The 13950-nt window shown below is 39.6% G+C and carries 8 protein-coding genes; 1 reads left to right on the top strand and 7 read right to left on the bottom strand.

What is annotated here, in order from left to right:
• Nucleotides 1–4 precede the first annotated feature (4 nt).
• A complete protein-coding gene (locus HXT36_RS02000) occupies nt 5–1372 on the top strand; it encodes a DUF349 domain-containing protein (RefSeq protein WP_016792050.1) in 1368 nt (455 codons plus the stop codon).
• An 88-nt stretch (nt 1373–1460) separates the two neighbouring features.
• On the opposite strand, the gene HXT36_RS02005 is transcribed toward HXT36_RS02000, so the two are convergent.
• The 7 genes from HXT36_RS02005 to HXT36_RS02035 all read right to left on the bottom strand — a co-directional run bounded on the left by HXT36_RS02005 (nt 1461) and on the right by HXT36_RS02035 (nt 13921).
• Entirely contained in the window at nt 1461–2600 is a 1140-nt protein-coding gene (locus tag HXT36_RS02005) for a P-loop NTPase (RefSeq protein WP_421779109.1), read from the bottom strand.
• Between the two features lie 4 nt (nt 2601–2604).
• Complete coding sequence (gene ligA / locus HXT36_RS02010; protein ID WP_421779111.1) at nt 2605–5523, bottom strand: NAD-dependent DNA ligase LigA; 2919 nt, start codon at nt 5521–5523, stop codon at nt 2605–2607.
• A 56-nt stretch (nt 5524–5579) separates the two neighbouring features.
• Nucleotides 5580–8912, bottom strand: a complete 3333-nt coding sequence (locus tag HXT36_RS02015) for a tetratricopeptide repeat protein (protein ID WP_421779228.1) — start codon at nt 8910–8912, stop codon at nt 5580–5582.
• A 218-nt stretch (nt 8913–9130) separates the two neighbouring features.
• The gene (locus HXT36_RS02020) at nt 9131–10033 is read right to left on the bottom strand and encodes a LysR substrate-binding domain-containing protein (protein WP_016635329.1); all 903 of its coding nucleotides are present in this window, start codon (nt 10031–10033) and stop codon (nt 9131–9133) included.
• Nucleotides 10034–10101: 68 nt separating this feature from the next.
• Nucleotides 10102–11730, bottom strand: coding sequence for an alkyl hydroperoxide reductase subunit F (ahpF, locus tag HXT36_RS02025; RefSeq protein ID WP_421779114.1), 1629 nt, complete (start codon nt 11728–11730; stop codon nt 10102–10104).
• A 75-nt stretch (nt 11731–11805) separates the two neighbouring features.
• Nucleotides 11806–12369 (bottom strand): alkyl hydroperoxide reductase subunit C, encoded by a 564-nt coding sequence (ahpC, locus tag HXT36_RS02030; protein WP_032816827.1) that lies wholly within the window; start codon nt 12367–12369, stop codon nt 11806–11808.
• 421 nt (nt 12370–12790) lie between these two features.
• The gene (locus HXT36_RS02035) at nt 12791–13921 is read right to left on the bottom strand and encodes a GuaB3 family IMP dehydrogenase-related protein (protein WP_016635332.1); all 1131 of its coding nucleotides are present in this window, start codon (nt 13919–13921) and stop codon (nt 12791–12793) included.
• Nucleotides 13922–13950 lie beyond the last annotated feature (29 nt).

Consider the following 13950-nt stretch of genomic DNA (forward strand, 5'->3'; position numbering starts at 1 on the left):
TCCCGTGACCGAACAGACTAAACCTATAGAAACTACTAAACAAGCTACCCCAAAGCCGCATGCTCCTTCGCCTGCAAGCTTAGCAAATAAAGCTCGCGTTGTTGCTGCTGTTCCAGCTATCTCGTATAGCGAAGAAGACGTTAAAGGCGCAAAAACCTTTGGGCGTGTTGATGAAAATGGAAATGTGTATGTTCGAGAAGCTGGTGGAGAACGCGAAGTAGGGCAATACTCTACTGGCACTCCAGAAGACGCTTTGACTTTCTACGTACACCGTTATCTTGACTTAAAAATCAAGCTTGATCTTTTTGAAAAAAGACTTGAATCTTCTAACGTAAGGCCAAAGGAAATTGACGAAACCTTAGCTACTTTAGATGCGGAGCTTAAGGAGCCATCTGTTGTTGGAGATCTTGCCGCTTTAAGCGCGCGACACGCCGAGCTAAAAACTAAAGCTGCATCTAAAAAAGAAGAACTTGCTAAAGCTCGCAAAGCAGAATTAGAAAAAGCTCTTAAAGATCGCACAGCAATTGTTGAACAGGCAGAAGCGCTTGTTCAACAAATGGGCGAGTCTACAAACTGGCGCTCGCTTTCCGATAAGCTCCGTTCGCTGTTCGATAAGTGGCAGCAGCATCAGCGCACTACAATTCACTTAAACAAGGCGGATGCGGATGCTCTTTGGCAGCGTTTTTCCAAGGCTCGTTCCGCATTCTCTCAAGCTCGCTCTGCTTGGGTTAAAGAGCGAGACAATGAGCGCAATAGTGCTAAGGAGATTAAGGAAGCAATCATAAAAGAAGCAGAAAGCCTAAAGGACTCCACTCAATGGCGTGAAACTTCAATGAAGTTTAATGCTTTGATGGACCGCTGGAAGAAGGCTGGAAATGCTGGACGTCAACACGACGACGAATTGTGGACTAAGTTCCGCGAAGCTGCAGATGCTTTCTACCATGCTCGTCAAGAAGATAGAGAAAAGATGAGTGCTGGCGAAAAAGAAAATCTTAGCAAGAAGGAAGCATTACTAGTTAAAGCAGAAGCTCTTGTTCCTGTTAAAGACGAAGAAGCCGCTAAAGCTGCTCGCAAAGCATTGTCTGAGATTCAAGAAGAATGGGACAAGATTGGCTTTGTTCCACGCGAAGATATGCGCAGAATTGAATCTCGCTTGAACGATGTAGACAAGAAGATTAAGGCTGTTGAAGACGCTGCTTGGAAAGATGCAGACCCAGAAGCAGATGCTCGCAAATCTAGTTTTGCTGCTCAATTAAAGGCTCAACTCGAAGAGCTTGAGTCTAAGATTGCAAGCGAAAAAGATGCAAAGCGTAAATCTAAGCTACAAGCAGAAAAAGCAACTAAAGAACAGTGGCTTAACGCTATTAAGTAGTTTGGCTTATAAAGCAAAGCATTAATCAAAGCATATTGCAAAAATAAGGCTGCTTGACGAAAAGTCAAGTGGCCTCATTTTTTATCGATTAATCGATTAATGATTTTGCAAGACTAACAAACGTATTCGCTAATTGAGTGTTTGCTAGTTTGCCATCTTTTGTAAGAACAGCAGGTCTGCCCGATTCTCCAATTTCTCTAATACTTGTGTCTAACGGAATTTGAGCAAGAAGAGGAACACTCTTACCAAGAGCTTTGCAAAGCTGATAGCTCACGCGCTTTCCGCCTCCCGAGCCAAAGATTTCTAGTCGCGCTCCATTGTTATCGAACCAACTCATATTTTCTACAACACCGCGCACATTAACCGGAATTTGCAAAGCCATAAGCCCCGCTCTAACCGCAACATCCGAAGCACTAGGTTGAGGTGTTGTAACAACAACAAGCTCCACATTCGGCAATGATTGTGCAACGGCTAAAGCCATATCTCCCGTTCCAGGAGCCAAATCTAAAAGAAGCACGTCTGGATCTGCCCACCAAACATCGCATAGAAATTGCTCAAGAGAACGTTGCAAACGAGGTCCTCGCCACAAAATCGCGCGATCTGTTCCAGCAAACATTCCAATAGAAATCAGCTTAACTCCCCAAGCTTCAACTGGCATAAGCATGCCGTTCAGATTAGTGGGTTGAGTTGTAACTCCAAACATGCGAGGTAGTGAAAAACCATAAACGTCTGCATCTATTGCTGCTGTTTTGTAGCCAAGAGATGCAAAAGTGGCAGCTAAATTGGCTGTTATAGAAGACTTACCAACTCCGCCTTTTCCAGATGCAATAGCAAAAATCCTTGTTCTAACGCCATTTTTATTGAACGGATTTTCTTTACGCTCCTCTTTTAAATCCGAAACAAGCTTTGCAAGCTTATCTTTGCTCATAGCGCTTACGTTTACTGTTGGAATAAGCGTTGCATTTGGGTACTTTGCTACAACTGATTGAACTCTTTGCGTAATAACTTGAGCTAATGGGCAGTCTGGAACAGTAAGCTCAATATCTATAGAAACGCTATAAGTTGGCTTATGATTATTTGATTCGCATGATTTTTCGCATGATTTTTCGCTTACGCGAACGCCCGTAACCATGTTTAATTCGGTAACAGAACGCCCTAATTCTGGATCAATCACACTACCTAATAAGTCGTAAATACGCGTTTCTAATTCAACAAGATTATCACTCATGTTTTTACAATTCACTTTGCGAATCAAGTGTAATATCGTTTTTTAGTGCAGATTCAACACTACCTGTTTTAAGTAAAATCTTAAATTGATTCTCGTTCAACATTGATATGCCAAGTTCTTCTGCTTTAGCTTCTTTAGATCCAGCATTTGCTCCAACAATCACACAATACGTTTTTTTACTAACAGAAGATGCAGCTTTTCCACCTCTAGATACAATAGCTTCTTTAGCAGAATCTCGTGTGAAATCTTCTAAAGACCCTGTAACAACAACAGTTTTGCCACTAAGCGTTTGCTCAAGATTATTGGATTGTGCAGAATCGTTTCCAACAACTCCAGCTTCTTTCCATTTTCTTAAAACTTCACTACGCCAATCGTTAGAATCTTTTGATTTTTCAAACCAATCGTAAACAGCTTGAGCAATTTCTGGGCCAACGCCATCAATTTGAGTTAAATCCTCAATAGTCGCATTTGCAATATTTTCGATTGAGCCAAATCTTGCAGCTATAAGGCGAGCTGTTGGCGGACCAAGCCTGCGAATAGAAAGTGCCACTAGCACACGCCAAAGAGGCGCAGACTTGCCTTTTTGAGCTATTTCTTCTAGCATTGCTCTTGTTGTTTCGCTAGGACGAGTGTATTCTGGCACTTCAACTGTTTTAAGAACATTATTTACGCGAATTTTCTTTTCAACTAGCTTTGTTACGTAAGCATCTATAGGAACTTCAAACATTGGGTAGTTTGGGTTAAAAGATTCGTTAGACTCATCACTACTAAAGTCGTTAGAATTACTAGAGTCGTTAGAATCTTTAGAATCATCATTCGACTTTCTTCTAGTAGCTTCTAGAGGCCTAGTCCAAAAAGCTGAGACTTGCCTCCATAATCCACTTCCGCCAATCTTTTTAGATCGTTTTTTAAGTTTTCCGTCTTTTCCTACTTCTTCCCATTCTTCAACAAGCGGAATTTCCTTCCAAACTTTAACATTTCTTAAATCGTTAGCACTAAGGTTAAAAATATCGGCTTCGCTAGTAAGAACAGGAGTTTGAGGAGCAGGAAGATCGCAATTCGACTCTGGTAGAATCGGCGGATTAGAAGATCCACGCTCAACAACTATTTTGCTTATGCTTTTATCTTCAATATAAACTTTTGACGTTATTGGCCTAGAATCTTCTGGATTAGTTAGAGCAAGAGCGGATGCTTCGCCAAGATTTTCAATATCAAAAGCTTGTCTTGAAGCCAAGTTGATTATGCGCTCAGTAAGCTGAGCTGGGCAATTTTCTACATTAGGGCAGCGAATATCTTTGTCGCCTTCTTTTGTAGGAGCAAGCTTTGTTCCGCAAGATGGGCAATACTCTGGCATAACGAATTTTTTCAATTCATTTTCTCTGCCATTTCTATATTTGAGCACAGGTCCAACTAATTCTGGAATAACATCTCCAGCTTTACGCACAACAACAGTATCTCCAATAAGTACACCTTTATGTTCAACTTCGTATGGATTGTGCAAAGTTGTACGAGATATAGTGGAGCCTGCAACAGTTACTGGCTCTAAAACAGCTACTGGGGTTACTCTTCCTGTTCTTCCAACTTGAACAACAATATCTTTTAAGCGCGTGTTAACTTCTTCTGGAGGATACTTGTAAGCAATCGCCCAACGCGGCGCTCTAGAAGTTGCACCAAGCTTTTTTTGCAATGCGCGATCGTCTACTTTTACTACAATTCCATCTAGAGCATGAATAATAGTGTTTCTATGCTCGCCATAGTAGTCAATCATGTCTTCTATTTGTTCAAAAGACGTAACCTTGCGCGTATATGGAGAAACAGGAATACCCCATTTTTTGTACAATTCGTAAGCGTCCGATTGGTTGAAGGATGTTTGAGCATGAGCATTAGATTCGCCACCGCTTTGCGCTAAGTCCTTCCACTTTAGATTTCCTAATCCGTGTGCTATAAAACTCAAGCGTCTTGTGGCTGTAATTCTAGGATCTTTTTGTCTTAAAGAGCCTGCAGCTGCGTTTCTTGGATTTGCAAAAGGAGCTTTGCCTAAATCTTCTTGCTCAATATTCAGTTTTCTAAAATCCGCCCACTTCATAAATACTTCACCGCGGATTTCCACAAATTCTGGAATATCGTCTGGATTTTCACCATGCAATTGCGTAGGAATTTCTTCGATTGTTCTTACGTTTAGCGATATGTCTTCTCCAGTAACACCGTCTCCTCGGGTTAGCCCTTGTTCCAAAGTTCCATTTCGATAAATAAGATTTAGCGCAAGACCATCGATTTTTACTTCGCATGTCATTGGCAGCGGCTTATTTTCGGGCCATTGCAAGTCTCGAATAATGCTGTTATACCAGGATTTTAATTCATCAATCGAAAAAACATCATCCAAGCTCATCATTCTTGAAGGATGACGAACTGGCGCAAAATCGTTAGAAAAAGTTCCGCCAACTCTATGCGTTGGCGATTGCGGCGTGTCTAGAATCGGAAAAGTAGACTCAAGCGCGCTTAAAACACGCATTCTTGCGTCGTAAGCTGCGTCGGAGCTTGTTGGAGAATCGTCAACATAGTATGCGATTTGATCTGCTTGCGCCCATGCAGCCAATTTTGCCCATAATCTTGCGCCTTGTTCTGTTGTTAAAAGCGAAGGATCAAGCTTAGCTAATTGCATTGCGTCCGAATCTGACGGCTCTAGCTTAGCAATCCAACTGTCAAAATCTGCGATTGAACTAAAAGTGTTAGACTCACTTAAATCGCTTGTTACATCATGTGATTGTTCTGCTCTTTGAATCGTTGATGCAAATTTGCCATTAACGCTTGGCTCATTATTATTTTGTATATTTTCAACATTATTAACACTATCTAAGTCATCAAAAAGTGACAATTGAGCACCACTCGAATGTTGCGTCGAATCACCATTAGATGCAGCCATGAGTCTTCCCTTCAAAGCGTTTTAGTCTATTTTATAGCCCATTTAACAAGAATTTATTAAGCGTTAAGAGATCGCAAGAATTGCATTTGAACAATACTTTCAGAAGAATCGTTTCTAAATAGCATTCTAGATCTAGCAACAGAAAGAGTTCGCGCAATAACAAACATACCTTCATTAACAGTGACTTTTGCAGCTTCGTCAATAATCTCATATGCATTAACATCTGGCCAATTCACAACATTATTGATTTCTAGCATTTCTTTTGCCTGATTCAAGCTTCTAGGAACGGCAATGCATTGAGATTCAACTCTACTTAAGAGTTCTGCAAGCTCTACTTCTAGAGATTCATTTTTTTCGCTAAACAAGTCATCTGCAACCATATATGCAGCAACAGCGAGCGGGAAGTTATCTTGCATCCACTCTGCGTATGCTAGCCTGTAGTAAATAAACGCAGCATCTTCTCTATCGAAACATACTTGTAAAGCGTTTAAGCATACTGCTTCTACAGAAGGCCAATCTTCTTGACGAGATAATTGCGAAGCTAACTTTAAGTGAGATATAACATACGTTGGAGCGTAAGAAACCATTGTATTTAGATGTTTTAGCGCCTCTTTACTCCTTCCAAGCTGGCCGAGTAAATCCGCAATCTCCATATGCGCGTAGAAAAGTCCGTCTGGTATAAGCCTCATTTGCTCGTTTTGCGTTGCAAACATGCGATTATAAACAACGCGCTCAGCATACGAGTTGAAGTATCTTGGAACAACATCCCCAGAAGCAAACATATCGTCAAAATGCTTTATATTGTTTTCATACTCTTCGATTGCGCTTTCTAAATCTCCACTCATAAATTGTTCGTGAGCATGCACTCGCATATTGTAAATATCTTTTGAAGCGTTAAACGATATTTCTGGTATTTCTTTTTCGTCTATTAATGCACTTATTACATGGTTTGCTTGATCGTTTAGCTCTGGATCGTTAATGCTTTCAACAATATCCATTGCCATACGAGCTTTTTCTGCGTTCGTCATAATTGCTTTAGACGCTATGTGATTAAAATCAGCAACCGCTTGTTGCAAAACGTCTTCGCGCTGAATTGAAAGGCCTTTTGCGTCTTGAGTTGCTAACAATTCTTGCGACTTTGCGTCAAAAATTATGTCGGAAAACTCTGGTTCTTCTTGAGCACCATGCGGCGCAAAGCAGCTGTCTCGTAAGTCAAACGTTGGCTCAATTTGGTTTAATGAGCCGTTTTCGTCGACATGCAAAGTTGCATTAAACTTTTTATACGTTTCAAGAGGATTATTTAATCCGTTTGCGCGTATGTGCTTTAAAAACGACTTTCTAGTAAAAGTAACAGTTAGCAACGGTATAATCGAAGGAGATTTGCTAAACGCTGCCATTGGGTCTTCGTTTTTTGCGCTATTATTGCTATCGCTATTACTACTATTACTACTATTGCTATTATCGCTACGATTACCGTTAGCGCTATTATCACTGTTGCTTGCGCTTGTATCTTCAAGATTTTCTACAATGCTTTCAACAAGACTATCTGAAGCACTGTCTGCACTACTATCCGCGCTAGACCCTAAATTAGCAAAACCACTACTAACGTCTCCATGAATATCCCCATCTTTTGGATCGCCTTTTGCTCTTGCAGCATTTTTATTCATGTGATTAAGAGCATTAATCGTTTGGCTTAAAATTTTATTCATAGCAACGTCTTGAGCTGCAACCATCTCTTCTAAGCCGATTGAATCTAATCGTATTGAAACGTTTTGCACTTCTTCGCTAGCACCAAAAGCAAGAGTAGCCAGCATTAATCCAAGACGAAGATTGTAGTTAGTTGTCATTTTGGATCTGTTTTGTTCGCTTATTGGAACAAAATCTTTTTTAGCACAATCGTATGTTAGATTAGGCATCATTGAATTGCCTGTTGCCATAAACGCTAATGCAACATTCCCACTATCTAAATTAGATCTAAAATCAGCATCGAATCTAAAAGGCAAATAAAGGCTTCTGATTAGTTCCGAGAGTCTTTGCCTGTACGACCATTCACAATTAGAAGATCCGTCAGCTTTATAAATATACAAATCATTAGATTTTCTTGCACGGTTAAGTAAATGCAATAATGGCCTAATATTGTTGTCTTGCAACGGGTCGCCAAAAGAATTCATGTCAATCTCGCCACTTGCGCAAAAAGCAGGATCGTTTATAAAAGCCATATCCATTGCACAAACTTGATTATAAGTTGCGTTATTTTCTGTTAAATCACCGCCATTAGAGCAGTTTTCTTCTAAGCAATTGCTAATAGACTGGAATCTATTTATTGCTCCTTCTATACGCAAAGCTCTTAACGCGGATTTTGCCTCCAAAGAATCATCCCAAACTAAAAAGTTTGCATCTGAACATTTAGATTTTTGCAAATGCAATCTTTCAGCGGCATGTTCAGCCTCTAATGCTCCAGCGTCCTCTAACGCTCCAGCATCTGCCATTAAGTACGTAAAATATTTCTCCATTGCAGATACGCGTAGACCAGCTCTCTCTGCCGTGTTTGCATCGCAAACGCTTCGCCTAATAGCCCTCAAAGGTGCTTCTTTTGTAAGATGCCTAAATATGTTTCCAGACCCAAATCCGCTAAAAGCTAACAACATATCTGGTACAAAGAATGATGCAAAGTAAGATATAGCGATTGCGTCAAAATAACTAAGATTGCAACGCAAATTATTAGGCAAATCTACACGCGTTTCTTCTAGCGTATAAGTTTCTTTTTTAGTATTTGCTTTGCGAATCCAAGACGACACCCATTGAATTCCGCCATCTTTAGAAGTTTGAACAACAACATCTCCCTTAATAACAACTAAATCATTATTTGACTTATTCTTAAAACAACTTTTTTTGATATGGCTTGCGCTATGGCTCGCTTTATGACTTGTTTTATGACTTGCTCGAGTAGTTTTTTTATCAATGCAACCGTAGAATCTATCTGAGTTAGAAAGAGTCATAGAGTTTTGCTCAACAAAAGACAATTCGGGTATATTTTCCGTTGTATCTTCAATTGTTACAGTGTGTCCTTCGTAAACTCTTCCTTCTAAATCAGCAACAGCAACTTGGTAAAAACGTTTGCAATCTTTGCTAAACAATCCAATTGAAATACCTTGTTTTTTGCCGTAAATCTTAATCCAACCCAGTTTTGTTGAGCTAGGCATAAAAGGAAAATCGTTAAAAATATGTTTTTTTGAAAATAGCTTAACAGAAATTGAGTTTTTGCTCTCCCAAAGCGTATCAATTGTACGTAACACAATCTGCATGCTTCTATCTGCGTTATAATTGCAATTTTTTACATCATGGCAGATTGAATCAGCGTTATTGCTAGATTGCACTTGGTTTTGCATAATCCCCATTCTTTCTTATTGCACAACTTTAACGTAAGACAATAAAATTCTACACAATTGATTTATACGCATCTTATTGATTCTTACTGAACATTCTAAGTATAGCGAACATTCTAAATATAAATGATTGTTGAATCGCAAGCATGTAATCAAATTTTATAGAAAATCTTACTAAGATTCTGCTAAATCATGTTAAATATGCAAATATATGATCGCAACTATTTTTTATGCAAATTCGCGCAAGTTCCACAAATAATCGTGCATAATCCTTCCATAATCTTGTCTACTGGAGAAGCAGCTCGCCAATTTAAGTACAGTGAACGATACGGCTTTGGACTATTAAACTCGCGAATTGTTAAACCAGCTGGCTGAACAATAGGAGGGAGAGTTGCAAGACGTGGCAGCAATGTTACATCTTTGCTTCCAACAACCATGTATCGTAAGGTTTCCAAAGATGTTGCACAAAATTCGGACTGTTTTGCTCCAACCTTTTGACAAACATCAATCATACTTCGTCTCATACAATGTCCATCTTCCAAAAGAAGTATTTTTTGACTAGATAATTGAGACAAATCGATTGGAGATTTTTGGTTTCCTAATTGCGAATTTGTTGACGCTGCTAAAACAAAATCTTCATCAAAAATATGATTAACCTTTATTGACGATTCGTCTAACTTTTCACTCAATATTGCTGCATCGATTTGACCATTATTTAGCAATTCGATTAAAGTTGCGGACTTTTCTTCAACAAAACGAATAGTAAAATTCGGCTTAATCTTACGCAGAACAGGTATTATTCTAGGCAAAAGATATGGGCATAATGTTGGGAAAATGCCTAAAACTATTGTAGAAGACCAAGGATCTTCTAAGCGCCTTGCTGCTTGATAAATGTTAGAAACATCCGAATGAATACGCTTTGCATAATACACTACTTCCCTTCCTGCAGGAGTTAGAATCTGCTTTCCTGGAGTTCGCTCTATAAGACAAACTCCAAGCGTGTCTTCTAGCTTTTTAATCTGCGTAGATAAAGTTGGCTGAGAAACGTGCATGCGCTCGGCAGCTTTTGTAAAGCTTTCTTCTTTCGCAAAAGCAATTAAGTATTCAAGCGATTTAATGTTCAAGTATTTATCTTTCTGTGCGTGTTATAGGTGCGTTCTATGCATATTCTATGAATGTTCCATGCATGATTTTAATTATGTGGGTCTCGGATTAAATAGTCGAAAGCGCTAAGAGCTGCATTTGCGCCAGACCCGTATGCTGTAACAATCTGCTTATAAGGCTCATCCGAGCAATCGCCAGCAGCAAAAATGCCAGGAATACTTGTGCATCCTTTTCTGTCTGTTACGATTTCTGCTCGATTATTTAAGCTTAGTTTATTTGCCACCCACTTTGTATTTGGCATTAGTCCAATTTGAACAAACACTCCGTCTGTGTGCAAAATTTTCTCACGATTTTCCGCATTATTATCATTGCGATCCATATAATGCACTGCGCTAACTTTTTTGCTATCTCCTTCTATTTTGCTAAGAGATGCACTTGTTATTACATTCGCATTAGAAAGAGAATGCAAAGTGTTTAGCAATATTTGATCCGCTTTAAGAGAATCCATAAACTCTATAACAGTAACGTGATTTGCAATTCCTGCTAAGTCTATTGCAGCTTCGACTCCAGAATTTCCTCCGCCAACAACTACAACATTCTTGTTCTTAAACAAAGGGCCATCGCAATGCGGGCAGAACGACACTCCCCTGTTTCTGTATTCATCTTCTCCAGGAACACCAAGCGTTCTCCACGTAGCGCCTGTTGCAATAATCACCGCTTTAGCTTTTAGACTTCCGCCAGATTTAGTTTTAATTGTATGTAATCCGTAAGGCTTTTCTGCAACGTCTAAAGACGTAGCCCAATCAGGAGTAAATACGTCAATATTGTATTGAGCAATGTGGTTTGTTAAATCGTTAGCCAGCTTTGCGCCTGTTGTATGTGTTTGAGAAATGTGGTTTTCAATGCTTTCTGTTTCAACAACCTGACCGCCTCTGTGGTCCATAATCATTGCTGTTTTAAGACCTTTTCTAGCTGTGTAAATCGCAGCAGCGCTCGCAGCAGGACCTCCGCCTACAATAAGAACGTCGTATGGGTTTTTAGCGTTCATTTTTTGCGCTAGTGAAGAATCGCTAGCCTCCGTAGAATCACTAGAATCGCTAGAATCCCCATTTTCTTCTTGTCTTAAAAGCATCGCAACTAATTCGTCTATAGATGACCTTCCAGAAGAAATCATCTTTCCGTTTTCAAAAACAGCAGGAACACTCATTACACCAAGAGCATCTACCTCGTCTTTGAAAGCGCTTCCTTCTACAGCAATATGCTTTACTTTTGGATTGATAATCGAAATTGTATTAAGTGACTGAACAACCTCTGGGCAATTAATGCAAGTAACAGACATGTATGTAGTAATATCATGACTTCCAAGTTGCAAAATTGCTTTGCGCTGCTCGTCGCTTATTTTTGGAGCATAACCACTTACTTGTAAAATAGCCAAAACTAAAGAGCTAAACTCGTGACCAAGTGGCAAACCTGCAAAACTTACAGAAACGTTATTTTGCGGATTAGTAATTGAAAAACTTGGGATTCGCTTCGTGCTACTTTTATCATCTTTTATAACAGTGATTTTGTTGCTTTGATTTGCTACTTCTTGCAAAAGCTCAATAACTTTTTGAGAATTTTCACTACTATCAACGTACGCAACAAGATTAATCGGATTAACCATTTTTTCTAGCAATCCAGCAAGTTGAGTAGTTAAATTTGAATCTAATAAAGTCATTATTTTCACTTTCTGTAGCAATCAAAGCAACATGTAAATTGTGTTAAAATTTGTCGATAAAATCAGCAGTTAAAATCAGATTTTTCCAACTAAGTCAATAGATGGAGCAAGTGTTTCTTCTCCCTGCTCCCACTTTGCTGGGCATACTTCTCCTGGGTGAGATGCAATAAATTGTGCAGCTTTAACTTTGCGAAGCATCTCGTCGGCGTTTCTGCCGATTCCATCTGCTGTCATCTCGTAGAATTGAATATTGCCTTGAGGATCCACCAAAAAAGTTGCGCGATGAGCTAAACCAGATTCCTCATTTAGCGCATTAAAGTTTCTAGAAAGCGCGCCGTTTGGGTCTCCAAGCATTGTGTATTGAACTTTTGCAATAGCTTTAGAATCATCGTGCCAAGCTTTGTGAACAAAGTGTGTGTCTGTTGAAACAGAATAAACTTCTACGCCTAACTTTTGAAGCTCTTCATAGTGGTTTGCAAGATCTTCAAGCTCTGTTGGGCACACGAATGAAAAGTCTGCTGGATAGAAGAAGAAAATAGCCCATTTTCCAAGAACGTCACTGTCGCTTACTTCTACAAAATTGCCATTCTTGTATCCATTTACCTTAAATGGAAGAATATGCGTACCAATAAGGCTCATAACAACTCCAATCTTTACTTGTTTGCTAAAATCTTTTATTGCTTTTTGCAATATTTTTAGTTAAACGTGTTAAATAGCTTGCTTAAGAATCTAGATTTAACCGTATTTTTATAATAGATTATTTATATTAATAATCCTATATGTATAGATAATCTCTATAGACTTACATGTGTTATGTCAATAATGATTTTGAAAACTAACTTAACTTTGTAAAATTCTGGGACAAAAGTCGATGCGCAAAAACAAAACTATCAAAAACGGGATTATGAGCCAAAAGCTAACTGACTAATCGTATTTCACTAACATTAATCAACTTAGCTTTAAACATTTTTTGGCCTATACACAAGAATTGCGCACTCAAAATTGAATTGAGCGCGCAATCTTGTTCATCCCTATAAAATGATTATAAGATTTTTATTATTTATCTTATGTCTTGATGGAATGGGTTGAAAACAACACTACAGCGTTGGAAGCTCTTAACATCAACATACCCAGTAGATGCCATTGTTCGTCTTAAAGCTCCAACATAATTTGTTTTTCCGTCTGCCATATGGCTTGGCCCAAACAAAATATTCTCAAGCGGAGCAACAGTTCCAACATTCGTGCGCATACCGCGCGGCAAAGAAGGATGACGAGCTTCTGCTCCCCAATGCATTCCGCGACCTGGAGCCTCAGTTGCACGCGCCAAAGGAGTGCCAAGCATTACTGCATCTGCTCCCATGGCAAGCGCCTTAATAAAGTTGCCAGACGTTCCCATTCCACCATCTGCAATAATCTGAACGTATCGACCGCCAGACTCGTCCATATAATCTCTGCGAGCTTCTGCAACGTCTGCAATGGCAGTTGCCATAGGCGCTTGCACTCCGAGCGTATTCATTGTTGCAGAAACTGCTCCACCGCCAAAACCAACAAGGATTCCAGCAGCACCAGTTCTCATAAGATGTAATGCGGAAGTGTAGTCTGCACAACCTCCAACAATAACTGGAACATCTAAATCGTAAATAAACTTCTTTAAATCAAGAGGCTCATGGTCTTTAGAAACATGTTCTGCACTAACAGCAGTTCCACGAATAACAAATAAATCAACGCCTGCTTCTAGAACAGTAGAATAAAATTCTTGAGTGCGTTGCGGAGAAAGAGCACCTGCAACCGTAACACCAGCATCGCGAATTGTGTGCAAACGCTTAACAATAAGTTCTGGCTTGATTGGCTCCGAATAAATCTCTTGTATGCGCTTAGTTGCAACTTCGTCTTTAAGTTCTGAGATTTCTTTAAGAAGTGGTTCTGGATTCTCGTAACGAGTCCACAATCCTTCCAAATCAAGCACGCCCAATGCTCCCATTTGACCCATTGCAATAGCCGTATCTGGGCTTGTAACAGAATCCATTGGCGCAGCAATCACTGGTACGTCAAAACTATAAGCGTCGACTTGCCATGATGTAGATACAGCCTTTGGGTCGCGAGAACGACGAGAAGGAAGTATAGCAATATCGTCTAGTGAGTAAGCAACTCGGGCTTTTTTACCCAAACCTATTTCGATTTCTTGAGACATACTTATAAGGCTAGTTGCTTATCATGACT

Source organism: Gardnerella sp. DNF01144 (assembly GCF_049244245.1).
GTDB classification, from domain to species: Bacteria; Actinomycetota; Actinomycetes; order Actinomycetales; family Bifidobacteriaceae; genus Bifidobacterium; species Bifidobacterium piotii.

What these genes read in the sequence shown, in the direction of transcription:
- HXT36_RS02005 (WP_421779109.1), bottom strand. Translation starts at nt 2,600, where the DNA reads ATGAGTGATAATCTTGTTGAATTAGAAACGCGTATTTACGACTTATTA.
- ligA (WP_421779111.1), bottom strand. Translation starts at nt 5,523, where the DNA reads ATGGCTGCATCTAATGGTGATTCGACGCAACATTCGAGTGGTGCTCAA.
- HXT36_RS02015 (WP_421779228.1), bottom strand. Translation starts at nt 8,912, where the DNA reads ATGCAAAACCAAGTGCAATCTAGCAATAACGCTGATTCAATCTGCCAT.
- ahpF (WP_421779114.1), bottom strand. Translation starts at nt 11,730, where the DNA reads ATGACTTTATTAGATTCAAATTTAACTACTCAACTTGCTGGATTGCTA.
- ahpC (WP_032816827.1), bottom strand. Translation starts at nt 12,369, where the DNA reads ATGAGCCTTATTGGTACGCATATTCTTCCATTTAAGGTAAATGGATAC.
- HXT36_RS02035 (WP_016635332.1), bottom strand. Translation starts at nt 13,921, where the DNA reads ATGTCTCAAGAAATCGAAATAGGTTTGGGTAAAAAAGCCCGAGTTGCT.